Raw genomic sequence first — 23153 nt, 5'->3', positions numbered from 1 at the left:
TCTCATATTTTTAGAATAGGTGTGCTATAATAACAGTGAATAAAGTGAAAAAAATATGTTTTGTTTGTTTGGGAAATATTTGCCGTAGTCCTATGGCAGAATTTGTGATGAAAGAACTGGCCATTAAAGATGATTTTTATATTGAAAGTAGGGCAACTTCATCTTGGGAACATGGCCATCCTGTTCATAGAGGTACCCAAAAGGTTCTCCAAGATCATGGTATCCCTTATAATCATTTTAAAACCTCAAAGCAAGTTTCTTTGGACGATATTAGCTCTTTTGACTATATTGTCGGAATGGATAAACAAAATGTCAAGGACTTAAAAGCGATGTTTCCGGCTGAATTTAAGTCTAAGATTTTTCTTTTCATAGAGGAGGGGGTCCCCGATCCGTGGTTTACAGGTGATTTTGAAGAAACCTATCATTTAGTGAAGAAAGGCTGTTCTTTATGGCTAGAAGAGTTAAGGAACGACATTTAATAAGAGAGATTAAAATAAGTAGAGAAAAGTTAGAGCTGGCAGCGGTTATCGTCATGGCGCTTTGTGCTCTAACTGTTTTAACGATGCCCTTTGGTTTTAAAAAGACTTTAACTTTCGACAAGGGAAGGATTGTTTATACAGGGATCGTCAAAAACAATAAAATGAACGGCCAAGGAACTCTTACTTATAAAAATGGCGATAAGTACCAAGGAAATTTTAGTGATGGTCAATTTGATGGTCAAGGCACCTTCACTTCTAAAGATGGTTGGACCTACAAAGGGGATTTTGATAAAGGGCAAGCAGATGGTCAAGGAACTTTGACGACAGCGGACGGTACAGTTTACAAGGGAACATTTAAACAGGGAATTTATCAACAATGAGAATAAAATGGTTTTCTTTTATTAGAGTAACGGGACTGCTGTTAGTCCTGCTCTATCATTTTTATCAAAAAAGTCTTCCTGGTGGTTTCATCGGAGTTGATGTCTTTTTTGCCTTTTCCGGTTTTTTAATCACGGCGCTTTTAATAGATGAGTATCGGCGAACTGATCAGATTAATTTACTTGGTTTTTTGAAGCGGCGATTTTATCGTATTGTTCCTCCGATTGTCATCATGGTGCTGCTTACTCTACCTTTTGCGCTTCTTATAAGAAATGATTTTCTCGCCAATATCGGTCAGCAAATTGCGGCTGCTTTTGGTTTTATGACGAACTGGTATGAAATTTTCATTGGTAGCAACTATGAAAGTCAATTTAATCCTCATCTGTTTTTACACACATGGAGCTTGGCTGTTGAAGTTCATTTCTATATTTTCTGGGGACTGGTGCTTTGGTTCTTTTCTAGAAAAAAACTCTCTCTGGGACGTTTTCGAGGAGCAATCTTTTTAGCTTCTACAGCTCTCTTTTTCTTGGGCTATCTGGTCATGTTTATCAGCAGTTTACTTGTAAACAACCTTTCAGTAGTCTACTTTTCAACCTTCAGCCACAGTTTTCCTTTTTATCTCGGGGCCATGACGGCTACGATGGCAGGAGTAACAGAGACAACTAAACGTTTCAAAAAAAATGTTGAGTTATGGTCAGTTAGACGAACTCTTGTGCAATTTATAGGTAGCTTTGCCGTCTTATTATTGCTGGGTTTTGTCCTCACTTTTGATGGACGTCTGACCTACTTATTTGGTTTTGCTCTGGCTAGTTTATTCGCCTGTCTGATGATTTATGCAGCGCGTGTTCTCCACGACAAGCTTCCAGATGTTCAGGAACCCTTAATTATCACCTTTTTTTCGGATATTAGTTATGGGATTTACCTTTTTCACTGGCCTTTTTATATCATTTTTTCTCAGCTCATGCCGAATTGGGTGGCAAGCCTGTTAACTTTCTTTCTTTCAACGATTTTTGCGGCTATATCCTTTTACATCATTGAGCCCTTAATCGCTGGCAAGAAGCCTAAATTGCTGGGGATTGATATTGATGTTACTCCCTATAAGAAATGGCTTGCTGGTGGGGGAGTCGTTCTAGCTCTTGCTAGTCTCATTATTGCCGTAACTGCTCCGAAACTTGGTGAATTTGAATCTGGTGTGCTTGTTGATTCTCTTAATCAAGCGGACACTAATTTAACCTTGACTAATCAGCGGACTGCTGGAGACGCTAATGCCATGAGCAACGTTTTGGTTATTGGGGATTCGGTTACTTTACGATCCAGTGATGCTTTCACAGATCTTATGCCAGATGCTCTGGTGGATGCCACGGTAAGCCGTAATTTTGGTAATGCCTTTGATATTTTTAAGACTAACATTGATTCGGGAACCTTGCCCGAAACAGTCGTGATCGCAGTCGGAGTCAATTCTCCTGACAATTACACCAATCAAATCCAGCAATTTTTAGATGCTTTACCTGATGGGCGCCGTCTTGTTTTGGTGACGCCTTATAATGCTCAAGACCTATCTCAAATGTCTGAGATTCATGATTATGAATTAAAGCTGGCTGCGGAAAATAGTTATGTCACAGTCGCAGATTGGTATCAGGTGGCTCGGGATAATTCAGATATCTGGAATGGAACAGACGGTGTGCATTATTCACAATCGAGTTCAGGTGCTGATCTGTATGTGCAAACGATTCAATCAGCTGTTGCAGAAGCCTCCAGAAAGCCTGCCAAGGGTCAATGATATTATCGATGATATCCATGCCCCCATTTTTCCATTGACAACATGTCAAAAAGGTGCTAGAATACACTTAAAATAAGCTTAAAAGAGGTTTTTATGTCACAAGAAGTATTTAATCAGGAGCAAGCACAGCAGACTTTTACGAGACAAGATCCTAATCAACCACAGAAAAAATCAAATACAGGTAAAATAATTACTATTATTGTATCGGTTGTAGCTGCTATCGCCCTATTAGCTGGCGGTGGTACTTTATACTATTATGTATCAGGAGGCATTGAAGGGGAATACCACGCTACAAAAATTGAGAAAGAGTATTTGAAGACATTAGAAGATGAATTCGGAGATTCAGATCTTGACTATAGTAAATTTATAGAGGCACCCAAACTTGAACTCAAAGTGACAAATAATAATGTTAAGGGAGTGGTTCGTTATAAATTTGATGCAGAAGCAGCTTATGACGAATATTTAAAATATATTAAAGAAGAGCAAAAAGAGTATGAGCTCAGTGACGAAGATATGGAAGGATTTATGCCTTCAAAAGAAGATTTTATAGATGAATTTAATTCCTCTATGGAAGAATTTGCCAAGAACGCTGGCTTATCGTATGATTCGAGGACGGGAGTTGGCTCTGGCACCATCTTTAAAGGTAAGGTCCACAGATGGTCACGTCAGATTGAAATTACGGAAATCAACGAAGACTTTATGAATCAATCTGATAATAGTGAAGAACTGGATGATTTTAAAAAAGGATCAACAACCTCATACACAAAGGATTCTTCAAGCGTTACCTTGTCGGGTGATAAAGATGTCAAATTTGATAAGGAATAACATTTCAGGAGAATGGGACAAAAATCGGTAAATTGTGATGAAATCGTAATTTCAATTTTGTCGCTCTGCCTTTTTCTGGACAGTTGATTAGGCTGATCGCTATCACTTGCCTAGCAAAGGATAAGGGCTGCTAATCACCCCTTTCATTAATCTGGTAAATCTAGAGCCAAACAAAAAAGCAGGACTTTTGTTCCAGCCTCTTTTAAAAGATTATCTAGGTCCGATTTTTAAGATATTTAAGATTGACAGGCAGGTTAAAGAATGGTAGGATAAACTTAAAGTAAGCTAAAAGAGGTAATTATGTCACAAGAAGAATATAACTCTATGTCTCCTAGGGGGGCTCAAGCTGGGTCATCCAACAATCCAACTAATCCATCGGAAGCAGTATCGGGGGCTCAGCCTCAACCAGTTGCTAATCCTACTTCTAATCAATTTTCTAATGGTGCGGTTCCTCAAACGCCGAATACGGGTGTTCCACAGAGCTCGGCTAATATAGCCGCATCTCCTCAAAACACTCAGCCTGTGCAACAACCTCAATCTATGGCAAATCAAAATGTAGCCCCTACGACGACAGCTTTTGGCCAAGCCTTGGTTTATCCTAACGCCGCTGGGAATAACTTTGGGACTGCACCGACAGCAACTCCTGTACAAGCTGGCGTTGCCCCCAATGCTCCTCAAGGAAAGAAGCGTATCAAAGTCATTGTAGGTAGTATTCTTGGGACCATAGCTGCTATTTTTTTGATAGTTGGTGGTGTTCTCCTTTATCGTCATTTTTCAGGTAATGTTAATGGGGCCTACCAAATTAATAGTTTAAAAAAAGATTTGAAAAATAATCTGAAAGACACCACTTTGAGTGAAACGGATATTAGTTACTCTGATTTTACTGATAATTCCAAGGTAGAAGCTACTATTAAAGATGATGTCGTCAAAGTTAATGCTAGTTATAATGTTGATTACGATAGTTTTTATGATACTGTTAAATCAGGCTATAGCGATGAGAATTATACCTATAAAAAGAATTTTTCAGATGATGAGTGGAATTATTTGATTAATTCTTATATTGTAGGTAATGGTTTTGATGAAGACGGATTTGATAGTACTGTGTCAAAATCAGTAGAAGATAATAACTTTAAATATAATTCTGATCAGGGGCAGGTATCTGGTACCGTCTTTGAGGGCAAGGTCAATCGTGTTAGCGGTAAGATTGAGATCACTAAGGTCAATGCAGATAGTGATTTAACTGATTTTGAAGAAGGAGACGAAGTCTCCTACAAGAAAACTTCATCAGGACTAACCTTGACGGATGAAGATGATAATACGATCGAATTTAATTTAGAATAGTTAATAGCTTAAAGACTCAGAGTTTGTTTGCTCTAGGTCTTTTTTCTTGACTTAAAGCTAACAGAGCTTCCAAATTATCTGACAATTATGATATAATATTCCAAAGACTATCAAAAAGAAGGTAAGATCATGACATTAGTTTATCAATCAACACGCGATGCGCAAAATCAGGTAACAGCCAGTCAGGCTATTTTACAGGGGCTAGCGACAGATGGTGGGCTTTTTACTCCTTTGACAATGCCGAAGGTTCATTTAGATTTCAGCCAATTGAAGACAGCTTCTTATCAAGAAGTAGCCATGCTTGTGTTGTCAGCCTTTTTGGATGATTTTACAGAAGAAGAGCTCGCTTATTGCATTAACCATGCTTATGATGATAAGTTTGATACTTCAATTATCGCTCCCTTGGTGAAACTTGAAGATCATTATAATCTTGAGCTATTCCATGGCTCAACGATTGCCTTTAAGGATATGGCGCTATCAATCCTTCCCTATCTTTTAACGACCTCGGCTAAAAAACAGGGTGTGGATAACAAAATTGTCATTTTGACGGCAACATCTGGAGACACGGGCAAGGCTGCTATGGCAGGTTTTGCGGATGTTCCGGGTACTGAAATTATCGTCTTTTATCCTAAAGGTGGGGTCTCTAAAATTCAGGAACTGCAGATGACAACTCAAGCTGGTGACAATACACATGTAGTTGCTATTGAAGGGAATTTTGATGATTCGCAAACCGATGTTAAACGCATGTTTAATGATCTTAAATTACGTGAAAAGCTCTTGTCTCACCAGATGCAGCTCTCATCAGCGAATTCAATGAATATTGGGCGCTTGGTGCCACAAGTGGTCTATTATGTTTACGCCTATGCTCAACTCGTGAAATCAGGTGATATTCAAAATGGTGATGAGATTAATGTCACCGTTCCAACAGGCAACTTTGGTAATATTCTGGCTGCTTATTATGCACGTGAAATCGGTGTACCTATCCATAAGTTGATTTGTGCTTCTAATGAAAATAATGTTTTAACAGATTTCTTCAATACGGGTATTTATGATAAGAAGCGTGAATTTAAAATTACTAGCAGCCCATCAATGGATATTCTCGTTTCTTCGAATTTAGAACGCTTGATTTTCCACTTATTAGGAAACGATGCTGATAAAACAGAAGCGTTAATGGAAGACCTTGTTAATCAAGGCGAATACAAGCTGGAGCCTGTTCGTCCAGAGATACTTGACTTGTTTGCTGCAGGATTTGCAAGTGAACAAGATACAAGAGCAGAAATTACCCGTGTTTATCGTCAATCGCACTATATTGAAGATCCTCACACAGCAGTTGCTTCAGCTGTTTATCAGGGCTATAAAAACAAGACAACTGATCAGACGCCGACGGTCATTGCTTCAACAGCAAGTCCTTATAAATTCCCACGTGTCGCAGTTGAGGCTGTTACTGGCACAGATACCGGTGATGATTTCAAGGCTGTGCAAAAATTACATGAATTATCAGGAGTAGCTATCCCTAAAGCAGTATCTGGTCTTGAAACTGCCTCAGTTCGCCATAAGACGGTTGTTGCCATAGCTGATATGCAGCAAGCAGTTGAAGACTATTTAGGAGTTTAAAAAAGCCGTTTGGCTTTTTCGTTTTTATAGGCATGAAATATCGAAAACAGATTATAAATTTAGCCCTACCGGCTATGATCGAGAATATCTTGCAGATGTTGATGGGGGTAGTCGACAATTATCTAGTAGCCCAGGTCGGAATTATTGCTGTCTCTGGAGTCTCGGTAGCTAATAATATCTTAGCCATTTATCAAGCTATCTTGATTGCTCTAGGAAGCGCAGTAGCTAGTCTCGTCTCAAAGAATTTAGGATCTGGTAATCAGCAGGCTGTTAAACAAAATACTTGGGATGCCCTGCTTTTGACTTTTGTAATAACAATGTTTTTAGGACTTTTTTCTATTTTTGCTGGAAAAAGTGTTTTATCGCTGTTGGGGACGCAGGAAGAAGTTAGTCAGGCCGGGGGGCTTTATTTAGCTATCGTTGGTGGCGGAACCGTATTTCTTGGTTTAATGACAGTCTTGGGTAATGTTTTAAGAGCTCAGGGACGCCCTCGAATTTCGATGTACGTTAGTCTTTTATCAAATGTTCTTAATGCTGTTTTATCAGCTTTAGCCGTGTTTGTCTGTCATTGGGGAATCATTGGGGTTGCAGCTTCCACTGTTCTCTCTCGTTGTTTAGTAAGTGTTATCTTGTGGCAATCATCACGTTTGAATTGGACAGATTTGAAAATGAGTCGACTTTGGAATTTAGATTTGCTCAATTTGGCTCTTCCTTCTTCGGGGGAGCGCTTGATGATGAGAGCTGGTGATGTTATAATTGTTAGTTTAATTGTTGGTCTGGGAACAAAAGCGGTTGCAGGTAATGCTATCGGTGAGACTCTTACCCAGTTCAACTACATGCCGGGCATGGGCGTAGCTACTGCAACGGTTATCCTAGTAGCCCACTCTTTGGGTGAAAAAAATGAATCCGCCCTTAAAGCCATCGTCAGAGAAAGTTATTGGTTGGCAGCAATTCTAATGTTAGTGGTAGGAGGGACATTTTTCCTTTTAGGAGAAAGACTATCCTCTCTTTTTACCGAGGATGAGACCGTTATTGCTTATAGCAGTGTGGTCATTCTTTATTCATTCTTAGGAAGCTTTATGACAGCTGGGACTTTGGTCTATACTGCTGTATGGCAAGGATTGGGTAAAGCCAAACTACCGTTTTATGCCACCATGATTGGGATGTGGGTCATCAGAATAGGACTCGGCTATCTTTTGGTATCGGTTATGGACTACGGTTTAGCGGCAGTCTGGATAGCAACTATAGCAGATAATCTCTTCAGGTCTGCTTTCTTATATTTTCGTTATCAGAAAACAAAACTTGTTTAGTTATTTCAACTGAATAAGTTTTTTAATTAAATTGAGGAAAAAGTCTTGCAAAGCCTTGCTATTTCTGATATTATATTACGGTGCTGTTAAAAAACAGCTTTAGCTATGATGCAAGAGGTTGCGACACGCTCGGCTGCATTGCCACGCAGTCGCCTGTTGGTTTTCTTGAGGAGCTAGCCTATTATCATAAATAGACGAGAGGAGAAAAGATGGCAAACAAAAAAATCCGCATCCGCTTGAAGGCGTACGAACATCGTACACTTGATACTGCGGCAGAAAAAATCGTAGAAACTGCAACTCGTACAGGGGCATCAGTTGCCGGGCCAATTCCGCTTCCAACTGAACGCAGTCTTTATACAGTTATTCGTGCGACTCACAAATATAAAGATTCTCGCGAACAATTTGAAATGCGCACTCACAAACGTCTTATTGACATTGTAAACCCAACGCAAAAGACTGTTGATGCTCTCATGAAGTTGGATCTACCAAGCGGTGTCAACGTAGAAATCAAGCTTTAACCTGATTTCTGAGCACAAAAAACGCTCGTTAAAAACTTTTTAATAAAATAAGTAAAGGAATTATTTTCTCATGACAAAAGGAATCTTAGGGAAAAAAGTGGGAATGACTCAAATCTTCACTGAATCTGGTGAATTTATCCCTGTTACTGTCATCGAAGCGACTCCAAACGTTGTGCTTCAAGTGAAAACTGTTGAAACAGACGGTTATGAAGCAGTTCAAGTTGGTTTTGACGACAAACGTGAAGTATTGAGCAACAAACCTGCTAAAGGTCACGTAGCGAAAGCTAATACGGCTCCTAAGCGCTTCATTCGTGAATTCAAAAACATTGAAGGCTTGGAAGTTGGACAAGAAATCACAGTTGAACAATTCGAAGCTGGTGATGTTGTTGATGTTACTGGTACTACTAAAGGTAAAGGTTTCCAAGGTGCTATCAAACGCCACGGACAATCACGTGGTCCTATGGCACATGGTTCTCGTTACCATCGTCGTCCGGGATCAATGGGTCCTGTTGCTCCTAACCGTGTTTTCAAGAACAAACACTTAGCAGGACGCATGGGTGGAAATCGCGTAACAATTCAAAACCTTGAAATTGTGCAAGTGGTTCCAGAAAAAAACGTTGTCCTTATCAAGGGTAATGTGCCAGGTGCTAAGAAATCTCTTATCACTATCAAATCAGCAGTAAAAGCTGCTAAAAAATAAGAAAGGAGAAAACAGTTAAATGGCAAACGTAAAACTATTTGACCAAACTGGTAAAGAAGTAAGCACAGTTGAATTGAATGATGCGGTCTTCGGTATTGAACCAAATGAATCAGTAGTGTTTGATGTTGTAATCAGTCAGCGGGCTAGTCTTCGCCAAGGCACCCATGCGGTTAAAAATCGTTCAGCAGTTTCTGGTGGCGGCCGTAAACCATGGCGCCAAAAAGGAACTGGTCGTGCTCGTCAAGGTTCTATTCGCTCGCCACAATGGCGTGGCGGTGGCGTTGTCTTCGGGCCTACACCACGTTCATATGCTTATAAATTCCCGCAAAAAGTTCGCCGCCTTGCTTTGAAATCAGTCCTTTCGGCCAAAGTTGCTGAAGATAAATTGGTTGCTGTGGACGCTCTTTCATTTGCAGCACCTAAGACTGCTGAATTTGCAAACGTTCTTAGCGCACTTAGCATTGATTCAAAAGTACTTGTTGTTCTAGAGGAAGGAAACAAAAATGCTGAGCTTTCAGCTCGTAACCTTCAAAATGTAACTGTTACAACAGCAACAACTGCAAGTGTTCTTGATATCGTAAATGCAGACAAACTTCTTGTTACTAAAGAAGCAATCTCTACAATCGAGGAGGTTCTTGCATAATGAACTTGTACGACGTAATCAAAAAACCTGTAATCACTGAAAAATCAATGATTGATCTTGAAGCTGGTAAATATACATTTGAAGTTGATACACGTGCACACAAACTACTGATTAAGCAAGCCGTAGAAGCAGCTTTTGAAGGTGTTAAAGTTGCTAATGTCAACACTGTAAATGTTAAGCCAAAACAAAAACGTGTAGGTCGTTACACAGGTTTCACAAGTAAAACTAAAAAAGCAATTATCACGCTTACAGCTGACTCAAAAGCAATTGACTTATTTGCTGCTGAAGCTGAATAATCTAAGGAGGAAATAACGTGGGTATTAAAGTTTATAAACCAACGACAAATGGCCGTCGTAATATGACTTCTTTGGATTTTGCTGAAATTACAACAGGCACTCCTGAGAAATCATTGCTTGTTTCTTTGAATAAAACAGCAGGTCGTAACAACAATGGCCGTATCACTGTTCGCCATCATGGTGGTGGTCACAAACGCCATTATCGTTTGATTGATTTCAAACGCAATAAAGATGGTGTTGAAGCTGTTGTTAAAACTATCGAATATGATCCAAACCGTACAGCCAATATTGCGCTTGTTCACTATACTGATGGTGTGAAGGCTTATATCATCGCACCTAAAGGTTTAGAGGTTGGGCAACGTATTGTATCAGGGTCAGATGTTGATATTAAAGTTGGTAATGCTCTGCCATTGGCTAACATTCCGGTTGGAACCATCATTCACAATATCGAATTAAAACCTGGTAAAGGCGGAGAGCTTGTTCGTGCTGCTGGTGCTTCTGCACAAGTGCTTGGTCAAGAAGGTAAATATGTTCTTGTCCGTCTGCAATCTGGTGAAGTTCGTATGATTTTGGGTACTTGCCGTGCTACAATTGGTACAGTTGGCAACGAGCAACAATCACTTGTTAACTTAGGTAAAGCTGGACGTAGCCGTTGGAAAGGTATCCGTCCTACAGTTCGTGGTTCTGTAATGAACCCTAATGATCACCCTCACGGTGGTGGTGAAGGTAAAGCACCAGTCGGACGCAAAGCGCCATCTACTCCTTGGGGTAAACCTGCGCTTGGCCTTAAAACTCGTAATAAGAAAGCTAAATCTGATAAACTTATTGTTCGTCGTCGCAATGAAAAATAGGTGACTGAGTAGAAAATCTGGCGTAGTAAACTAAACTACGCGAGATTTCGTTACGAAACTTCTGCTATGACGACTAAGGCAGTCACAAGTTATCTTGTAACACAGTGAGTGTCCAGATGTCTACGGCTATTACTAAAAACAAACAATCAATCCGCCAGCTCGGTAGTCTATTTATAGGACAAGCCGCTGTGGTATCTATTTAAAGGAGAATATTATTAAATGGGACGCAGTCTTAAAAAAGGACCTTTCGTCGATGAGCATTTGATGAAAAAAGTTGAAGCTCAAGCAAATGATGAAAAGAAAAAAGTTATTAAAACTTGGTCACGTCGCTCAACGATTTTCCCAAGTTTTATCGGTTATACAATCGCTGTTTATGATGGACGTAAACACGTACCTGTTTATATCCAAGAGGACATGGTAGGTCACAAGCTTGGTGAATTTGCACCGACTCGCACTTACAAAGGTCACGCAGCAGACGATAAGAAAACACGTCGTTAATAGGAGGAGGACACAATGGCAGAAATTACTTCAGCTAAAGCAATGGCTCGTACAGTGCGTGTTTCACCTCGTAAAACACGTCTTGTTCTTGATCTTATCCGTGGTAAGAACGTTGCTGATGCAATCGCAATCTTAAAATTCACTCCAAACAAAGCTGCCCGTATTGTTGAAAAAACACTTAATTCAGCAATTGCTAACGCAGAAAACAATTTTGGTTTGGAAAAAGCAAACTTGGTAGTATCTGAAACATTTGCCAACGAAGGACCAACGATGAAACGTTTCCGTCCACGTGCCAAAGGTTCAGCTTCGCCAATCAATAAACGCACAACTCACGTAACCGTAGTTGTAGCAGAAAAATAAGGAGGTAAAATCGTGGGTCAAAAAGTACATCCAATTGGTATGCGTGTTGGAATCATTCGTGATTGGGATGCGAAATGGTATGCTGAAAAAGAATACGCAGATTACCTTCATGAAGATTTGGCAATTCGCGAATTCATTAACAATGAGTTGGCAGATGCTTCAGTTTCAACTATTGAAATTGAACGTGCAGTAAATAAAGTTATCGTTTCACTTCACACAGCTAAACCAGGTATGGTTATTGGTAAAGGTGGAGCTAACGTTGATGCTCTTCGCGCTAAATTAAACAAATTGACTGGAAAACAAGTTCACATCAACATCGTTGAAATCAAATCACCTGATTTGGATGCTCACCTTGTTGGTGAAAATATTGCTCGCCAATTAGAACAACGTGTTGCTTTCCGTCGTGCACAAAAACAAGCAATCCAACGCACACTGCGTGCTGGAGCAAAAGGGATCAAAACACAAGTTTCTGGTCGTTTGAACGGTGCAGATATCGCTCGTGCAGAAGGGTATTCAGAAGGAACAGTTCCGCTTCACACACTGCGTGCAGATATTGACTATGCTTGGGAAGAAGCTGACACTACTTACGGAAAACTTGGTGTTAAAGTTTGGATTTATCGTGGTGAAGTGCTTCCAGCTCGTAAAAACACTAAAGGAGGCAAATAACAAATGTTAGTACCTAAACGTGTTAAACACCGCCGTGAATTCCGCGGGAAAATGCGCGGTGAAGCTAAAGGTGGTAAATCAGTAGCATTTGGAGAATACGGTCTTCAAGCGACAACAAGCCACTGGATCACTAACCGCCAAATTGAAGCTGCCCGTATCGCTATGACGCGTTACATGAAACGTGGCGGTAAAGTTTGGATTAAAATTTTCCCTCACAAATCATACACTGCTAAAGCTATCGGTGTACGTATGGGATCTGGTAAAGGGGCACCTGAAGGTTGGGTAGCACCGGTGAAACGTGGTAAAATCATGTTTGAAATTGCTGGTGTATCAGAAGAAGTTGCTCGTGAAGCGCTTCGTCTTGCTAGCCACAAATTGCCAGTTAAGACAAAATTCGTAAAGCGTGAAGCAGAATAAGGAGAAGACATGAAACTTAAAGAAATCAAAGAGTTTGTTGCTGAGCTTCGTGGCTTGTCTCAAGAAGAACTTGCTAAAAAAGAAAACGAGCTCAAAAAAGAACTTTTTGATCTTCGTTTCCAAGCGGCAGCAGGTCAACTTGATCAAACTGCTCGCTTGAATGAAGTCAAAAAGCAAATTGCACGTGTTAAAACTGTGCAATCAGAAATGAAATAATAGATTGGGAAAGGAGTAATTCTAATAATGGAACGTAATCAACGTAAAACCCTTGTTGGACGTGTTGTATCTGACAAGATGGATAAAACAATCACTGTTGTAGTTGAAACAAAACGTAACCACCCAGTCTATGGTAAACGTATCAACTATTCTAAAAAATATAAAGCTCATGACGAGAACAATGTTGCTAAAACTGGCGATATCGTTCGCATCATGGAAACTCGCCCACTTTCAGCTACTAAGCGTTTCCGCCTTGTAGAAGTGGTTGAAGAAGCTGTTATTATCTAATCAAACTAAAAGGAGACATTTGAAATGATTCAACAAGAAAGTCGCTTGAAGGTTGCTGATAATAGCGGTGCTCGTGAAATCTTGACTATCAAAGTTCTTGGTGGTTCAGGACGTAAATTCGCTAACATCGGTGACGTTATTGTTGCCTCAGTTAAACAAGCTGCACCGGGTGCAGCTGTTAAAAAAGGTGACGTCGTTAAAGCTGTTATTGTACGTACAAAATCTGGTGCTCGTCGTTCTGATGGTTCTTACATCAAGTTTGACGAAAATGCAGCAGTTCTTATCCGTGATGACAAAACTCCTCGCGGAACACGTATCTTTGGCCCAATAGCACGTGAATTGCGTGAAGGTGGATACATGCGTATTGTATCTTTGGCGCCAGAAGTACTTTAATTTAAAATCAAACACCAGTCCCCTGATTAATCATCAGGGTGCCCTCAGGGCGTAAGAAAAATATAGGAGAAAAACTCAATGTTTGTAAAAAAAGGCGACAAAGTTCGCGTTATCACAGGTAAAGATAAAGGTGTTGAAGCCGTTGTCCTTAAAGCACTTCCAAAAGTAAATAAGGTCGTAGTTGAAGGTGTGGCAATTGTCAAAAAACACCAAAAACCAAACAACGAAAATCCTCAAGGTGCTATTATTGAAAAAGAAGCACCTATCCATGCATCAAATGTCCAAGTTCTTGACAAAAATGGTGTAGCTGGACGTGTTGGTTATAAAGTTGTTGATGGCAAAAAAGTGCGTTATAATAAAAAATCAGGCGAAGTGCTTGATTAATCACGAAGGAAAGGAGAAAGTATAAATGGCTAATCGTCTTAAAGAAAAATACACTAATGAAGTAGTACCTGCTTTGACAGAAAAATTTAACTACTCATCTGTAATGGCCGTTCCAAAAGTTGAGAAAATCGTTCTTAACATGGGTGTTGGTGATGCTGTAAATAATGCAAAGAACCTTGAAAAAGCTGCTGATGAATTGGCGCTTATCTCAGGTCAAAAACCATTGATTACTAAAGCCAAGAAATCTATCGCCGGCTTCCGCCTTCGTGAAGGGGTAGCGATCGGTGCCAAAGTTACTTTGCGCGGTGAACGCATGTATGAATTCTTGGATAAGTTGGTGACAGTTTCACTTCCACGTGTTCGTGACTTCCATGGTGTGCCAACAAAATCTTTTGATGGACGCGGTAACTATACACTTGGTATCAAAGAACAATTAATCTTCCCAGAAATCAACTTTGATGACGTTGATAAAGTGCGCGGACTCGATATTGTTATCGTAACAACAGCTAACACTGATGAAGAATCACGTGAATTGCTTACAGGCCTTGGTATGCCTTTTGCAAAATAATATAGGAGGTAAATAAATTGGCTAAAAAATCAATGATTGCTAAGAATCATCGCCCTGCGAAATTCTCTACGCAAGCTTACACTCGTTGCGAACGTTGTGGGCGTCCACACTCAGTTTACCGCAAATTCAAACTTTGCCGTGTTTGCTTCCGTGAATTGGCATATAAAGGACAAATCCCTGGCGTTACTAAAGCGTCTTGGTAAGAAAGATGTGAGAGCGTTAAACCGACCAACGCAAAGATAGGAGATTTAACGATGAAGTTTACTCCTAGGGAAATCTATCTCTTTTGCCAAGGTTGTAGCTCGAACGCAATTAAAAAATGATACTAAGAGCGTGTCGGACCAAGTGAAAACAGGAAATCTAACGATGAACACTCGCGTTCTAGGAGGATTTATACCTAAAGGTATCCGCATCTGTAATCAGCTAAAAGCTGAACAGCTGTGCATCTTTTTCACACAGGCCGTAGCCCGAGTTCAAATTTCATGATGCATCGCATCAAACTAGCAAAGTTCAGCTTTGCATTTCCCAATAGGGATATATTAACTAGTAAGTGAAAATGTCAAACTGCTAGTAAGAGGAGAATTTTAAAATGGTTATGACTGACCCAATTGCAGACTTTTTAACACGTATTCGTAATGCTAACCAAGCAAAACATGAAGTACTTGAAGTGCCTGCATCAAACATCAAAAAAGGAATTGCAGAAATTCTTAAGCGTGAAGGTTTTGTAAAAAACGTTGAAATTGTTGAAGATGATAAGCAAGGTATCATTCGTGTGTTCTTGAAATATGGACAAAACGGTGAACGTGTCATAACTAACTTGAAACGTGTTTCAAAACCAGGTCTTCGTGTTTATTCAAAACGTGAAGAACTTCCAAAAGTTCTTAATGGACTTGGAATTGCAATCATCTCAACATCAGAAGGCCTTTTGACTGATAAAGAAGCTCGTCAAAAGAACGTTGGTGGTGAAGTAATCGCATACGTTTGGTAAATTATGATACTAAGAGTGTAGTGACTCAAGTGAAAATAGGAAATCAAACGACGAATGCTTGCATTCTAGTTTGATTTGTCTATTTCATACAGGTCACAGCTCGGGTTCAAATCTCATAATGTGATTTGATTGTATCATGGGACCAAACAAGAACAAGATATAGTAATTGAACACGCCTACAACTCTTTGAAAAAAGATAAACTCTCCTTAGATGCTAATGCATCTGCAGTCGGGTTTCCTATTTTTCTTCGAGTTGCTTAATGGCTTTGTATCTTGTTCACCCCGTGAAAACTAGTCGCTATGTGCGGCTTGACAATCTAACAGGAGAAATATAATGTCACGTATTGGTAATAAGGTTATCAACTTGCCTGCTGGTGTTGAAATCACTAACAATGACAATGTTGTAACCGTAAAAGGCCCTAAAGGCGAACTCACTCGTGAGTTTAACAAAAATATTGAAATTAAAATTGAAGGAACTGAAGTAACACTTCATCGGCCGAACGATTCTAAGGAAATGAAAACAATCCACGGAACAACTCGTGCAAACCTGAATAACATGGTTGTCGGTGTTTCTGAAGGATTCAAAAAAGAACTTGAAATGCGCGGTGTCGGTTACCGTGCTCAACTTCAAGGTTCTAAACTTGTACTTTCTGTTGGTAAATCACATCAAGATGAAGTTCAAGCTCCCGAAGATATCACTTTTGAAGTGCCTAGTGCAACTTCAATCATTGTCAGCGGAATCAATAAAGAAGTTGTTGGTCAAACAGCTGCTTATATTCGCGGACTGCGCTCACCTGAACCATATAAAGGTAAAGGTATTCGTTATGTCGGTGAGTACGTTCGTCGTAAAGAAGGTAAGACAGGTAAATAATAGATGGTGTCAGATGCAGTTTTTCTGCAATCTGTCATTCTCTAAATTATCGAGAGTTGGCTTAAACTAACTCATCATAGAAATTTAAGAGGTGAAAATTGTGATTTCGAAACCAGATAAAAACAAAGTCCGCCAAAAACGCCATCGTCGTGTTCGCGGAAAACTCTCTGGAACTGCTGATCGCCCACGTTTGAACATTTTCCGTTCTAATACAGGCATCTACGCTCAAGTGATTGATGACGTAGCGGGTGTAACGCTCGCAAGCGCTTCAACTCTTGATAAAGAAGTTTCTAAGGGAACTAAGACAGAACAAGCCGTTGTTGTTGGTAAACTTGTTGCCGAACGCGCAGTTGCTAAAGGTATTTCAGAAGTGGTGTTTGACCGCGGTGGATATCTCTATCACGGACGTGTAAAAGCTTTGGCTGACTCAGCTCGTGAAAACGGATTGAAATTCTAATAGGGAGGACACTAAAACATGGCATTAAAAGACAATGCAGTTGAATTTGAAGAACGCGTAGTTGCCATTAACCGTGTTTCTAAAACCGTAAAAGGTGGACGTAACATGCGTTTTGCAGCTCTAGTTGTTGTTGGTGACCGTAATGGCCGCGTGGGCTTCGGTACAGGTAAATCTAAAGAAGTACCAGAAGCTATTCGTAAAGCAGTAGACGATGCTAAGAAAAACCTAATTGATGTTCCTATGGTTGGTACAACAATCCCTCACGAAGTATACTCAAGCTTTGGTGGTGCTCGTGTATTGTTGAAACCAGCTGTCGAAGGGGCTGGAGTTGCTGCTGGTGGTGCTGTACGTGCAGTTGTGGAATTAGCAGGTGTTGCAGATATTACTTCTAAGTCACTTGGTTCAAACACTCCAATCAACATTGTACGTGCAACTGTTGAAGGTTTGAAACAGTTGAAACGTGCAGATGAAGTTGCTGCTCTTCGTGGCATTTCAGTTTCTGACTTAGGATAAGAAAGGAGATCAATATGACTCAAATTAAAATTACTTTGACTAAGTCTCCCATCGGTCGTAAGCCAGAACAACGTAAAACGATTGTTGCTCTTGGGCTTGGTAAGTTAAATAGCTCAGTTATCAAAGAAGATAGTCCAGCTGTTCGTGGTATGATTAATGTGGTATCCCACTTGGTAACTGTAGAAGACGCAAAATAATATAATAAGTCGCAAAGTTTTTCTTTGCGACTTATGCTAAATTAAGAGATAATATATAGGCGAGTTTTTGAGAAGAGTCCTTTTCCCTTCTCAAAGGCGCTAGCATTTTACAAAAAAAGGAGAAAATTAGACATGAAACTTCATGAATTGAAACCAGCAGAAGGTTCTCGTAAAGTCCGCAATCGTGTAGGTCGCGGTACTTCATCCGGCAATGGTAAAACTGCGGGACGCGGTCAAAAGGGTCAAAAGGCTCGTAGCGGCGGCAATATCCGTCCCGGCTTTGAAGGTGGACAAACACCATTGTTCCGTCGCCTTCCAAAACGTGGTTTTACTAATATCAATGCTAAAGAATATGCTTTGGTTAACCTTGATCAATTAAATATTTTTGAAGACGGTGCGGAAGTAACACCAGTTGTCTTGAAAGAAGCTGGGATTGTTCGTGCTGAAAAATCAGGCATTAAAATCCTTGGCAATGGAGAACTGACAAAGAAATTGACTGTTAAAGCAGCTAAGTTTTCTAAATCTGCTGAAGCAGCAATTATAGCTAAAGGTGGTTCAATCGAAGTCATCTAATGAGGAGTACTCATTATGTTCTTTAAATTATTATTTGATGCATTGAGGGTGAAGAATGTACGACGCAAAATCGTCTTTACAATTTTCATCATCTTAATCTTCCGGATTGGTGCTCACATAACAGTACCAGGAGTCAATGCTGCAAGTCTCGAGAGTATGAAGGATTTACCTTTCCTTAATATGCTCAACCTTATTAGCGGTAGTGCGATGGGCTCTTTTTCAATTTTTGCATTGGGGGTTAGCCCTTACATCACTGCCTCTATCGTTGTTCAGCTGTTGCAAATGGATATTTATCCACGCTTTGTCGAGTGGAGCAAGCAAGGGGAAGTGGGACGTCGTAAGCTGAATCAAGCGACACGTTACATTTCACTAGTTTTGGGATTGATTCAATCGGTTTCTATCACTGCAGGGTTTAATGTTCTTGCTAGTTCAAAACTGCTAGCGGATCCTAATCCCAAAACTTACTTGACAGTAGGATTGATTCTTACAACTGGAACAGTTATTGTCACTTGGCTGGGTGATCAGATTACAGATAAGGGATTCGGTAACGGTGTGTCAATGATTATCTTTGCAGGTATCATTGCACAAATTCCGGATGCCATTAAGTCTATCTATAATGAATATTTTGTAAATGTTGAGTCAGGGCAACTGACTAACTCTCTGATTTATGTTGGATTGCTTGTTTTTGCTGTTCTGGTAATTATCTTCTTTACAACATTTGTTCAACAGGCTGAGTATCAAATTCCAATTCAATACACTAAATTGGCACAAGGTGCTCCAACGAGTTCTTATTTACCACTTAAGGTTAATCCAGCTGGAGTTATTCCGGTAATCTTTGCCAGCTCTATTACAGCTGCGCCTAGCTCGATTATCACTTTTCTTCAAAGCACTAGTATTAATGTGCCTTGGATAGATACACTTCAAGATTTGTTCTCTTACCAATCACCTACTGGTATGGTAATCTATGCAATCTTAATTGCTCTGTTTTCTTTCTTCTATACCTTTGTTCAGGTTAATCCTGAGAAAACGGCAGAAAATTTACAGAAGAATGCTTCTTATATTCCAAGTGTCCGTCCGGGACGTGAAACAGAACAGTATTTATCTTCGTTATTGAAAAAATTGGCAACAATAGGTTCATTCTTCTTAGCCTTTATTGCTCTGATTCCAATTATTGCACAGCAAGTGTTTAACTTATCATCAACAGTTGCACTTGGAGGTACAAGTTTGCTTATCCTTATTTCCACAGGTATTGAAGGGATGAAACAATTGGAAGGTTATTTACTTAAGAAAAAATATGTTGGATTTATAAATGCAGAATAGAATGCAGGTTGACTTTGTCAACCTTTCTATTTTGTTTTTTGATAAGTTTGTCGTTTTTTGGCAGACTTATTTAAAAACAAAATAAGGAGATAGATATGAATCTTTTAATCATGGGACTGCCCGGTGCGGGTAAAGGAACACAGGCAGCAAAAATTGTTGAAAAATTTGATCTGGTACATATTTCCACAGGAGATATGTTTCGCACAGCAATGGCTAATCAAACAGAGATGGGAATGCTAGCTAAATCTTATATCGATAAAGGCGAGCTCGTTCCTGATGAAGTAACCAATGGTATCGTAAAAGAACGATTGGCGCAAGATGACATTGCTCAAAAGGGTTTTCTACTCGATGGCTATCCACGGACGATTGAGCAGGCTCATGCGTTGGAAAAAACGCTGGCAGAATTGGCAATTAAGCTTGATGGTGTTGTTAATATTGATGTGGCACCAGAAAATTTAGTTGAACGTCTGAGTGGTCGTTTCATTTGTAGTACTTGTGGTGCTACTTACCATAAAGTTTTCAACCCAACGAAAACTGAAGGGATCTGTGATGTTTGTGGTGGTAAGGACTTCTTCCAACGTGAAGATGATAAACCAGACACTGTCAAACGCCGTCTGGATATTAATATCGCACAAGGAGAGCCAATTATTGCTTATTATCGCAAGCAAAATCTTGTGTATACTATTGAGGGAAATCAAGATATTGAGGATGTCTTTAAGGATGTGAGTCAAGCCATTTCATCCTTGAAATAATTTGGCTATTCTACTTGCACAAGTGTATGAGTTGTGATATTATATGATAGTCTGACTTATAATTATTACCCTTGACTTTAAGGGGTATCGAATCGAAATTTAGGGGGGTACTTTTGCGTGGCAAAAGAAGATGTGATTGAAATTGAAGGCAAGGTTGTTGAGACTATGCCCAATGCTATGTTTACTGTCGAGCTCGAAAACGGTCATCAAATTTTGGCGACTGTCTCCGGTAAAATTCGGAAAAATTATATCCGTATTTTAGTCGGCGATCGTGTCACTGTTGAAATGAGCCCATACGATCTCACACGTGGACGTATCACATACCGCTTTAAATGATCGAAATAATTGGAGGGATATATAAGATATGAAGGTAAGACCATCAGTTAAACCAATTTGTGAATACTGTAAAGTTATTCGCCGTAACGGTCGTGTTATGGTTATTTGTCCATCAAATCCAAAACACAAACAACGTCAAGGATAATATAGAAAGGAGAAGATATGGCTCGTATTGCTGGAGTTGATATTCCCAACGACAAACGTGTAGTAATCTCATTAACTTATATCTATGGGATTGGTTTGACAACATCACAAAAAATCTTGGCAGCTGCTGGTGTTTCAGAAGACATCCGTGTTAAAGATTTGACGTCAGATCAAGAAGACGCAATTCGTCGTGAGGTTGACAGTATTAAAGTTGAAGGTGACCTTCGTCGTGAAGTGAATTTGAACATCAAACGTTTGATGGAAATTGGTTCATACCGTGGGATTCGTCACCGTCGTGGACTTTCTGTTCGCGGACAGAACACGAAAAATAATGCTCGTACTCGTAAAGGTAAAGCCGTTGCGATTGCTGGTAAGAAAAAATAAAATAGGAGGTAAGAAAATTGGCTAAACCAACACGTAAACGTCGTGTGAAAAAGAACATCGAATCTGGTGTTGCTCATATTCACGCTACATTTAATAACACTATTGTTATGATTACAGATGTGCATGGTAACGCTTTGGCATGGTCATCTGCAGGTGCTCTCGGCTTTAAAGGTTCTCGTAAGTCAACCCCATTTGCAGCACAAATGGCTGCTGAAGCTGCAGCAAAATCTGCTCAAGAACATGGGCTTAAAACAGTGGAAGTTACTGTAAAAGGTCCTGGTTCAGGTCGTGAATCTGCGATTCGTGCTCTTGCAGCAGCGGGCCTTGAAGTCACTGCGATTCGTGATGTGACTCCTGTTCCCCACAACGGTGCTCGTCCTCCAAAACGTCGTCGTGTATAATCGTAACTAATTTACTAACTGTACACTACAACGTTTCGAGGGAGTATTTAAATGATTGAGTTTGAAAAACCGACTATAACAAAAATTGATGAAAATAAAGATTACGGCAGATTTGTTATCGAACCGTTAGAGCGAGGCTACGGTACAACTCTAGGTAACTCTCTTCGTCGTGTACTCCTGTCATCACTTCCGGGTGCAGCAGTAACATCAATCAAAATTGATGGAGTACTTCACGAATTTGATACTATCCCTGGAGTCCGTGAAGATGTGATGCAAATCATCCTTAATATCAAGGGTCTTGCTGTTAAATCTTATGTTGAAGATGAAAAAACAATTGAGCTAGATGTTCAAGGACCAGCCGAAGTAACCGCAGGGGATATCTTGACTGACAGCGATATTGAAATTATTAATCCCGACCACTATCTTTTTACTATTGCTGAAGGGCATAGCTTTAAAGCAGTTATGACTGTTGCTAAAAACCGTGGCTATGTGCCAGCCGAAGGTAATAAACAAGACAGTGCACCCGTCGGAACTCTGGCTGTAGATTCAATCTATACGCCTGTAAAAAAGGTTAATTATCAAGTTGAACCAGCTCGTGTTGGTAGTAATGATGGTTTTGATAAATTAACGATTGAAATCATGACGAATGGCACAATCATCCCTGAAGATGCACTTGGGCTGTCAGCTCGTGTCTTGATTGAACACCTAAATCTGTTTACTGATCTAACTGAAATTGCTAAAACAACTGAAGTTATGAAAGAGGCAGAGAATGTTTCAAACGACCAAGTGTTGGACCGTACTATTGAGGAAATTGACTTGTCTGTTCGCTCATATAACTGTTTGAAACGTGCAGGGATCAATACTGTATTTGACCTGACTGAGAAAACAGAACCTGAAATGATGAAAGTTCGCAATCTTGGGCGTAAAAGTCTTGAGGAAGTTAAAGTTAAACTTGCCGAACTTGGTCTTGGGTTAAAAAATGATAAATAAAATAGGAGGATAAAATGGCTTACCGTAAATTAGGACGCACTAGCTCACAACGTAAAGCGATGTTGCGTGATTTAACTACAGATCTTTTGATCAATGAATCAATTGTTACTACTGAAGCTCGCGCTAAAGAACTTCGTAAAGCGGTTGAAAAAATGATTACTCTTGGTAAACGTGGTGATTTACATGCTCGTCGCCAAGCAGCAACGTTCATACGTAATGAAATTGCCTCAGAAAGTTACGATGAAGCAAATGATAAATATACATCAACTACGGCTCTTCAAAAACTTTTTGGTGAGATTGCTCCACGTTATGCAGAACGCAATGGTGGGTACACTCGCATTCTTAAAACAGAACCACGCCGTGGTGATGCCGCACCAATGGCAATTATTGAACTTGTATAATTTTTATCAATTTTGTTGAGTGTTATGATGATGGGTATCATAAGAAGATATCTTAGTCTAGCTCTGGTCTACCGCTGAGAACATTTCTCAGCGGGAACACTCATCATAGGTCATAGGTTATGTAAAAAATAAAGCAAAGCTAACGCTTGTTTGCGCAATTGTTCTAAGTGGATTACTTATAATGATTTCGTAAACAAGTGTCTTTATTTTTTATACATGTATCTTTTTTCAACCCCTAAAAAAGTTTGAAAAAGATATTGACAAGGCTTTCTGAGTTTGATAGAATAAATAAGCTGTCTTC

At 39.8% G+C, this 23153-nt stretch carries 36 protein-coding genes; all 36 read left to right on the top strand.

From position 1 onward, the window contains the following. Nucleotides 1-44: 44 nt before the first annotated feature. The gene (locus ACFOSE_RS05630; protein ID WP_380431540.1) at nucleotides 45-479 is read left to right on the top strand and encodes a low molecular weight protein-tyrosine-phosphatase; all 435 of its coding nucleotides are present in this window, start codon (nucleotides 45-47) and stop codon (nucleotides 477-479) included. Continuing rightward, complete coding sequence (locus tag ACFOSE_RS05625; protein WP_380431512.1) at nucleotides 449-859, top strand: MORN repeat-containing protein; 411 nt, start codon at nucleotides 449-451, stop codon at nucleotides 857-859. The genes ACFOSE_RS05630 and ACFOSE_RS05625 overlap by 31 nt, the downstream gene beginning before the upstream one ends. Then, nucleotides 856-2637: an acyltransferase family protein gene (locus tag ACFOSE_RS05620; protein ID WP_380431511.1), complete on the top strand. Its 1782-nt coding sequence runs from the start codon at nucleotides 856-858 to the stop codon at nucleotides 2635-2637. Before ACFOSE_RS05625 ends, ACFOSE_RS05620 begins: the two co-directional genes overlap by 4 nt. 93 nt (nucleotides 2638-2730) lie before the next feature. Beyond that, nucleotides 2731-3462 carry a hypothetical protein gene (locus ACFOSE_RS05615; RefSeq protein WP_380431509.1) on the top strand — a complete coding sequence of 244 codons (732 nt, stop codon included), beginning with the start codon at nucleotides 2731-2733 and terminating at the stop codon, nucleotides 3460-3462. A 300-nt stretch (nucleotides 3463-3762) separates the two neighbouring features. Next, the gene (locus ACFOSE_RS05610; RefSeq protein ID WP_380431507.1) at nucleotides 3763-4803 is read left to right on the top strand and encodes a hypothetical protein; all 1041 of its coding nucleotides are present in this window, start codon (nucleotides 3763-3765) and stop codon (nucleotides 4801-4803) included. Nucleotides 4804-4932: 129 nt separating this feature from the next. Beyond that, complete coding sequence (thrC, locus tag ACFOSE_RS05605) at nucleotides 4933-6417, top strand: threonine synthase (RefSeq protein ID WP_380431506.1); 1485 nt, start codon at nucleotides 4933-4935, stop codon at nucleotides 6415-6417. Between the two features lie 32 nt (nucleotides 6418-6449). Then, nucleotides 6450-7727: an MATE family efflux transporter gene (locus tag ACFOSE_RS05600; protein WP_380431504.1), complete on the top strand. Its 1278-nt coding sequence runs from the start codon at nucleotides 6450-6452 to the stop codon at nucleotides 7725-7727. 209 nt (nucleotides 7728-7936) lie between these two features. After that, the gene (gene rpsJ, locus ACFOSE_RS05595) at nucleotides 7937-8245 is read left to right on the top strand and encodes a 30S ribosomal protein S10 (protein ID WP_002959404.1); all 309 of its coding nucleotides are present in this window, start codon (nucleotides 7937-7939) and stop codon (nucleotides 8243-8245) included. Between the two features lie 70 nt (nucleotides 8246-8315). Further along, the gene (gene rplC, locus ACFOSE_RS05590; RefSeq protein WP_380431501.1) at nucleotides 8316-8945 is read left to right on the top strand and encodes a 50S ribosomal protein L3; all 630 of its coding nucleotides are present in this window, start codon (nucleotides 8316-8318) and stop codon (nucleotides 8943-8945) included. A 19-nt stretch (nucleotides 8946-8964) separates the two neighbouring features. After that, nucleotides 8965-9588 (top strand): 50S ribosomal protein L4, encoded by a 624-nt coding sequence (rplD, locus tag ACFOSE_RS05585; RefSeq protein WP_380431500.1) that lies wholly within the window; start codon nucleotides 8965-8967, stop codon nucleotides 9586-9588. After that, complete coding sequence (locus tag ACFOSE_RS05580; RefSeq protein ID WP_380431498.1) at nucleotides 9588-9884, top strand: 50S ribosomal protein L23; 297 nt, start codon at nucleotides 9588-9590, stop codon at nucleotides 9882-9884. Before rplD ends, ACFOSE_RS05580 begins: the two co-directional genes overlap by 1 nt. A gap of 17 nt (nucleotides 9885-9901) precedes the next feature. After that, the gene (gene rplB / locus ACFOSE_RS05575) at nucleotides 9902-10735 is read left to right on the top strand and encodes a 50S ribosomal protein L2 (protein WP_380431496.1); all 834 of its coding nucleotides are present in this window, start codon (nucleotides 9902-9904) and stop codon (nucleotides 10733-10735) included. A gap of 219 nt (nucleotides 10736-10954) precedes the next feature. After that, a complete protein-coding gene (gene rpsS, locus ACFOSE_RS05570; protein WP_000533765.1) occupies nucleotides 10955-11233 on the top strand; it encodes a 30S ribosomal protein S19 in 279 nt (92 codons plus the stop codon). 15 nt (nucleotides 11234-11248) lie between these two features. After that, nucleotides 11249-11593, top strand: coding sequence for a 50S ribosomal protein L22 (gene rplV / locus ACFOSE_RS05565; protein ID WP_380431484.1), 345 nt, complete (start codon nucleotides 11249-11251; stop codon nucleotides 11591-11593). A gap of 12 nt (nucleotides 11594-11605) precedes the next feature. Continuing rightward, nucleotides 11606-12259, top strand: coding sequence for a 30S ribosomal protein S3 (gene rpsC / locus ACFOSE_RS05560; protein ID WP_380431482.1), 654 nt, complete (start codon nucleotides 11606-11608; stop codon nucleotides 12257-12259). A 3-nt stretch (nucleotides 12260-12262) separates the two neighbouring features. Beyond that, on the top strand, nucleotides 12263-12676 hold the full coding sequence (rplP, locus tag ACFOSE_RS05555) for a 50S ribosomal protein L16 (protein ID WP_380431481.1): 414 nt from the start codon (nucleotides 12263-12265) through the stop codon (nucleotides 12674-12676). 9 nt (nucleotides 12677-12685) lie between these two features. Then, complete coding sequence (rpmC, locus tag ACFOSE_RS05550) at nucleotides 12686-12892, top strand: 50S ribosomal protein L29 (protein WP_380431479.1); 207 nt, start codon at nucleotides 12686-12688, stop codon at nucleotides 12890-12892. Between the two features lie 27 nt (nucleotides 12893-12919). Beyond that, on the top strand, nucleotides 12920-13180 hold the full coding sequence (rpsQ, locus tag ACFOSE_RS05545) for a 30S ribosomal protein S17 (protein WP_239548918.1): 261 nt from the start codon (nucleotides 12920-12922) through the stop codon (nucleotides 13178-13180). 24 nt (nucleotides 13181-13204) lie between these two features. Next, on the top strand, nucleotides 13205-13573 hold the full coding sequence (gene rplN, locus ACFOSE_RS05540; protein WP_380431478.1) for a 50S ribosomal protein L14: 369 nt from the start codon (nucleotides 13205-13207) through the stop codon (nucleotides 13571-13573). Between the two features lie 78 nt (nucleotides 13574-13651). Beyond that, the gene (rplX, locus tag ACFOSE_RS05535; RefSeq protein ID WP_380431476.1) at nucleotides 13652-13957 is read left to right on the top strand and encodes a 50S ribosomal protein L24; all 306 of its coding nucleotides are present in this window, start codon (nucleotides 13652-13654) and stop codon (nucleotides 13955-13957) included. A gap of 25 nt (nucleotides 13958-13982) precedes the next feature. Continuing rightward, nucleotides 13983-14525 (top strand): 50S ribosomal protein L5, encoded by a 543-nt coding sequence (gene rplE, locus ACFOSE_RS05530; RefSeq protein ID WP_380431474.1) that lies wholly within the window; start codon nucleotides 13983-13985, stop codon nucleotides 14523-14525. Nucleotides 14526-14542: 17 nt separating this feature from the next. Beyond that, on the top strand, nucleotides 14543-14728 hold the full coding sequence (locus tag ACFOSE_RS05525; RefSeq protein WP_003062863.1) for a type Z 30S ribosomal protein S14: 186 nt from the start codon (nucleotides 14543-14545) through the stop codon (nucleotides 14726-14728). A 386-nt stretch (nucleotides 14729-15114) separates the two neighbouring features. Continuing rightward, the gene (gene rpsH, locus ACFOSE_RS05520; RefSeq protein ID WP_380431471.1) at nucleotides 15115-15513 is read left to right on the top strand and encodes a 30S ribosomal protein S8; all 399 of its coding nucleotides are present in this window, start codon (nucleotides 15115-15117) and stop codon (nucleotides 15511-15513) included. 334 nt (nucleotides 15514-15847) lie between these two features. After that, a complete protein-coding gene (gene rplF / locus ACFOSE_RS05515; protein ID WP_380431469.1) occupies nucleotides 15848-16384 on the top strand; it encodes a 50S ribosomal protein L6 in 537 nt (178 codons plus the stop codon). 100 nt (nucleotides 16385-16484) lie between these two features. Further along, nucleotides 16485-16841 carry a 50S ribosomal protein L18 gene (gene rplR / locus ACFOSE_RS05510; RefSeq protein WP_380431467.1) on the top strand — a complete coding sequence of 119 codons (357 nt, stop codon included), beginning with the start codon at nucleotides 16485-16487 and terminating at the stop codon, nucleotides 16839-16841. Nucleotides 16842-16859: 18 nt separating this feature from the next. Further along, entirely contained in the window at nucleotides 16860-17354 is a 495-nt protein-coding gene (gene rpsE, locus ACFOSE_RS05505) for a 30S ribosomal protein S5 (RefSeq protein WP_380431465.1), read from the top strand. A gap of 14 nt (nucleotides 17355-17368) precedes the next feature. After that, nucleotides 17369-17551, top strand: a complete 183-nt coding sequence (gene rpmD, locus ACFOSE_RS05500) for a 50S ribosomal protein L30 (protein ID WP_380431463.1) — start codon at nucleotides 17369-17371, stop codon at nucleotides 17549-17551. A gap of 132 nt (nucleotides 17552-17683) precedes the next feature. Continuing rightward, a complete protein-coding gene (gene rplO, locus ACFOSE_RS05495; protein ID WP_380431462.1) occupies nucleotides 17684-18124 on the top strand; it encodes a 50S ribosomal protein L15 in 441 nt (146 codons plus the stop codon). A gap of 15 nt (nucleotides 18125-18139) precedes the next feature. Beyond that, nucleotides 18140-19444, top strand: coding sequence for a preprotein translocase subunit SecY (secY, locus tag ACFOSE_RS05490; RefSeq protein WP_380431460.1), 1305 nt, complete (start codon nucleotides 18140-18142; stop codon nucleotides 19442-19444). 95 nt (nucleotides 19445-19539) lie between these two features. Beyond that, complete coding sequence (locus ACFOSE_RS05485; RefSeq protein ID WP_380431459.1) at nucleotides 19540-20196, top strand: adenylate kinase; 657 nt, start codon at nucleotides 19540-19542, stop codon at nucleotides 20194-20196. A 117-nt stretch (nucleotides 20197-20313) separates the two neighbouring features. Continuing rightward, the gene (gene infA, locus ACFOSE_RS05480) at nucleotides 20314-20532 is read left to right on the top strand and encodes a translation initiation factor IF-1 (protein ID WP_001040189.1); all 219 of its coding nucleotides are present in this window, start codon (nucleotides 20314-20316) and stop codon (nucleotides 20530-20532) included. Between the two features lie 28 nt (nucleotides 20533-20560). After that, entirely contained in the window at nucleotides 20561-20677 is a 117-nt protein-coding gene (rpmJ, locus tag ACFOSE_RS05475; RefSeq protein WP_002959355.1) for a 50S ribosomal protein L36, read from the top strand. A 17-nt stretch (nucleotides 20678-20694) separates the two neighbouring features. Continuing rightward, a complete protein-coding gene (gene rpsM / locus ACFOSE_RS05470; protein WP_380431455.1) occupies nucleotides 20695-21060 on the top strand; it encodes a 30S ribosomal protein S13 in 366 nt (121 codons plus the stop codon). 17 nt (nucleotides 21061-21077) lie between these two features. Next, on the top strand, nucleotides 21078-21461 hold the full coding sequence (rpsK, locus tag ACFOSE_RS05465) for a 30S ribosomal protein S11 (protein WP_001118387.1): 384 nt from the start codon (nucleotides 21078-21080) through the stop codon (nucleotides 21459-21461). Between the two features lie 51 nt (nucleotides 21462-21512). Beyond that, complete coding sequence (locus ACFOSE_RS05460) at nucleotides 21513-22451, top strand: DNA-directed RNA polymerase subunit alpha (protein WP_380431402.1); 939 nt, start codon at nucleotides 21513-21515, stop codon at nucleotides 22449-22451. Nucleotides 22452-22465: 14 nt separating this feature from the next. After that, nucleotides 22466-22852 (top strand): 50S ribosomal protein L17, encoded by a 387-nt coding sequence (gene rplQ, locus ACFOSE_RS05455; RefSeq protein WP_380431400.1) that lies wholly within the window; start codon nucleotides 22466-22468, stop codon nucleotides 22850-22852. Nucleotides 22853-23153 lie beyond the last annotated feature (301 nt).

It is taken from the genome of Streptococcus dentapri (genome assembly GCF_042649885.1).
Taxonomy (GTDB): domain Bacteria; phylum Bacillota; class Bacilli; order Lactobacillales; family Streptococcaceae; genus Streptococcus; species Streptococcus dentapri.
This window is presented reverse-complemented; position numbering and strand designations above follow the sequence as displayed.

Bases quoted from the DNA above. Each gene is read 5' to 3' on its own strand.
- ACFOSE_RS05625 (WP_380431512.1), top strand. From the start codon at position 449: ATGGCTAGAAGAGTTAAGGAACGACATTTAATAAGAGAGATTAAAATA.
- rplO (WP_380431462.1), top strand. From the start codon at position 17,684: ATGAAACTTCATGAATTGAAACCAGCAGAAGGTTCTCGTAAAGTCCGC.
- rplP (WP_380431481.1), top strand. From the start codon at position 12,263: ATGTTAGTACCTAAACGTGTTAAACACCGCCGTGAATTCCGCGGGAAA.
- rpmC (WP_380431479.1), top strand. From the start codon at position 12,686: ATGAAACTTAAAGAAATCAAAGAGTTTGTTGCTGAGCTTCGTGGCTTG.
- rpsM (WP_380431455.1), top strand. From the start codon at position 20,695: ATGGCTCGTATTGCTGGAGTTGATATTCCCAACGACAAACGTGTAGTA.
- rpsE (WP_380431465.1), top strand. From the start codon at position 16,860: ATGGCATTAAAAGACAATGCAGTTGAATTTGAAGAACGCGTAGTTGCC.
- ACFOSE_RS05460 (WP_380431402.1), top strand. From the start codon at position 21,513: ATGATTGAGTTTGAAAAACCGACTATAACAAAAATTGATGAAAATAAA.
- rpsJ (WP_002959404.1), top strand. From the start codon at position 7,937: ATGGCAAACAAAAAAATCCGCATCCGCTTGAAGGCGTACGAACATCGT.
- rpmJ (WP_002959355.1), top strand. From the start codon at position 20,561: ATGAAGGTAAGACCATCAGTTAAACCAATTTGTGAATACTGTAAAGTT.
- rplC (WP_380431501.1), top strand. From the start codon at position 8,316: ATGACAAAAGGAATCTTAGGGAAAAAAGTGGGAATGACTCAAATCTTC.
- rpsQ (WP_239548918.1), top strand. From the start codon at position 12,920: ATGGAACGTAATCAACGTAAAACCCTTGTTGGACGTGTTGTATCTGAC.
- ACFOSE_RS05620 (WP_380431511.1), top strand. From the start codon at position 856: ATGAGAATAAAATGGTTTTCTTTTATTAGAGTAACGGGACTGCTGTTA.
- rpsH (WP_380431471.1), top strand. From the start codon at position 15,115: ATGGTTATGACTGACCCAATTGCAGACTTTTTAACACGTATTCGTAAT.
- rplF (WP_380431469.1), top strand. From the start codon at position 15,848: ATGTCACGTATTGGTAATAAGGTTATCAACTTGCCTGCTGGTGTTGAA.
- ACFOSE_RS05580 (WP_380431498.1), top strand. From the start codon at position 9,588: ATGAACTTGTACGACGTAATCAAAAAACCTGTAATCACTGAAAAATCA.
- ACFOSE_RS05485 (WP_380431459.1), top strand. From the start codon at position 19,540: ATGAATCTTTTAATCATGGGACTGCCCGGTGCGGGTAAAGGAACACAG.
- rpmD (WP_380431463.1), top strand. From the start codon at position 17,369: ATGACTCAAATTAAAATTACTTTGACTAAGTCTCCCATCGGTCGTAAG.
- rplV (WP_380431484.1), top strand. From the start codon at position 11,249: ATGGCAGAAATTACTTCAGCTAAAGCAATGGCTCGTACAGTGCGTGTT.
- ACFOSE_RS05600 (WP_380431504.1), top strand. From the start codon at position 6,450: ATGAAATATCGAAAACAGATTATAAATTTAGCCCTACCGGCTATGATC.
- thrC (WP_380431506.1), top strand. From the start codon at position 4,933: ATGACATTAGTTTATCAATCAACACGCGATGCGCAAAATCAGGTAACA.
- rplQ (WP_380431400.1), top strand. From the start codon at position 22,466: ATGGCTTACCGTAAATTAGGACGCACTAGCTCACAACGTAAAGCGATG.
- ACFOSE_RS05610 (WP_380431507.1), top strand. From the start codon at position 3,763: ATGTCACAAGAAGAATATAACTCTATGTCTCCTAGGGGGGCTCAAGCT.
- rpsS (WP_000533765.1), top strand. From the start codon at position 10,955: ATGGGACGCAGTCTTAAAAAAGGACCTTTCGTCGATGAGCATTTGATG.
- ACFOSE_RS05615 (WP_380431509.1), top strand. From the start codon at position 2,731: ATGTCACAAGAAGTATTTAATCAGGAGCAAGCACAGCAGACTTTTACG.
- rplX (WP_380431476.1), top strand. From the start codon at position 13,652: ATGTTTGTAAAAAAAGGCGACAAAGTTCGCGTTATCACAGGTAAAGAT.
- secY (WP_380431460.1), top strand. From the start codon at position 18,140: ATGTTCTTTAAATTATTATTTGATGCATTGAGGGTGAAGAATGTACGA.
- rplN (WP_380431478.1), top strand. From the start codon at position 13,205: ATGATTCAACAAGAAAGTCGCTTGAAGGTTGCTGATAATAGCGGTGCT.
- rplE (WP_380431474.1), top strand. From the start codon at position 13,983: ATGGCTAATCGTCTTAAAGAAAAATACACTAATGAAGTAGTACCTGCT.
- rplD (WP_380431500.1), top strand. From the start codon at position 8,965: ATGGCAAACGTAAAACTATTTGACCAAACTGGTAAAGAAGTAAGCACA.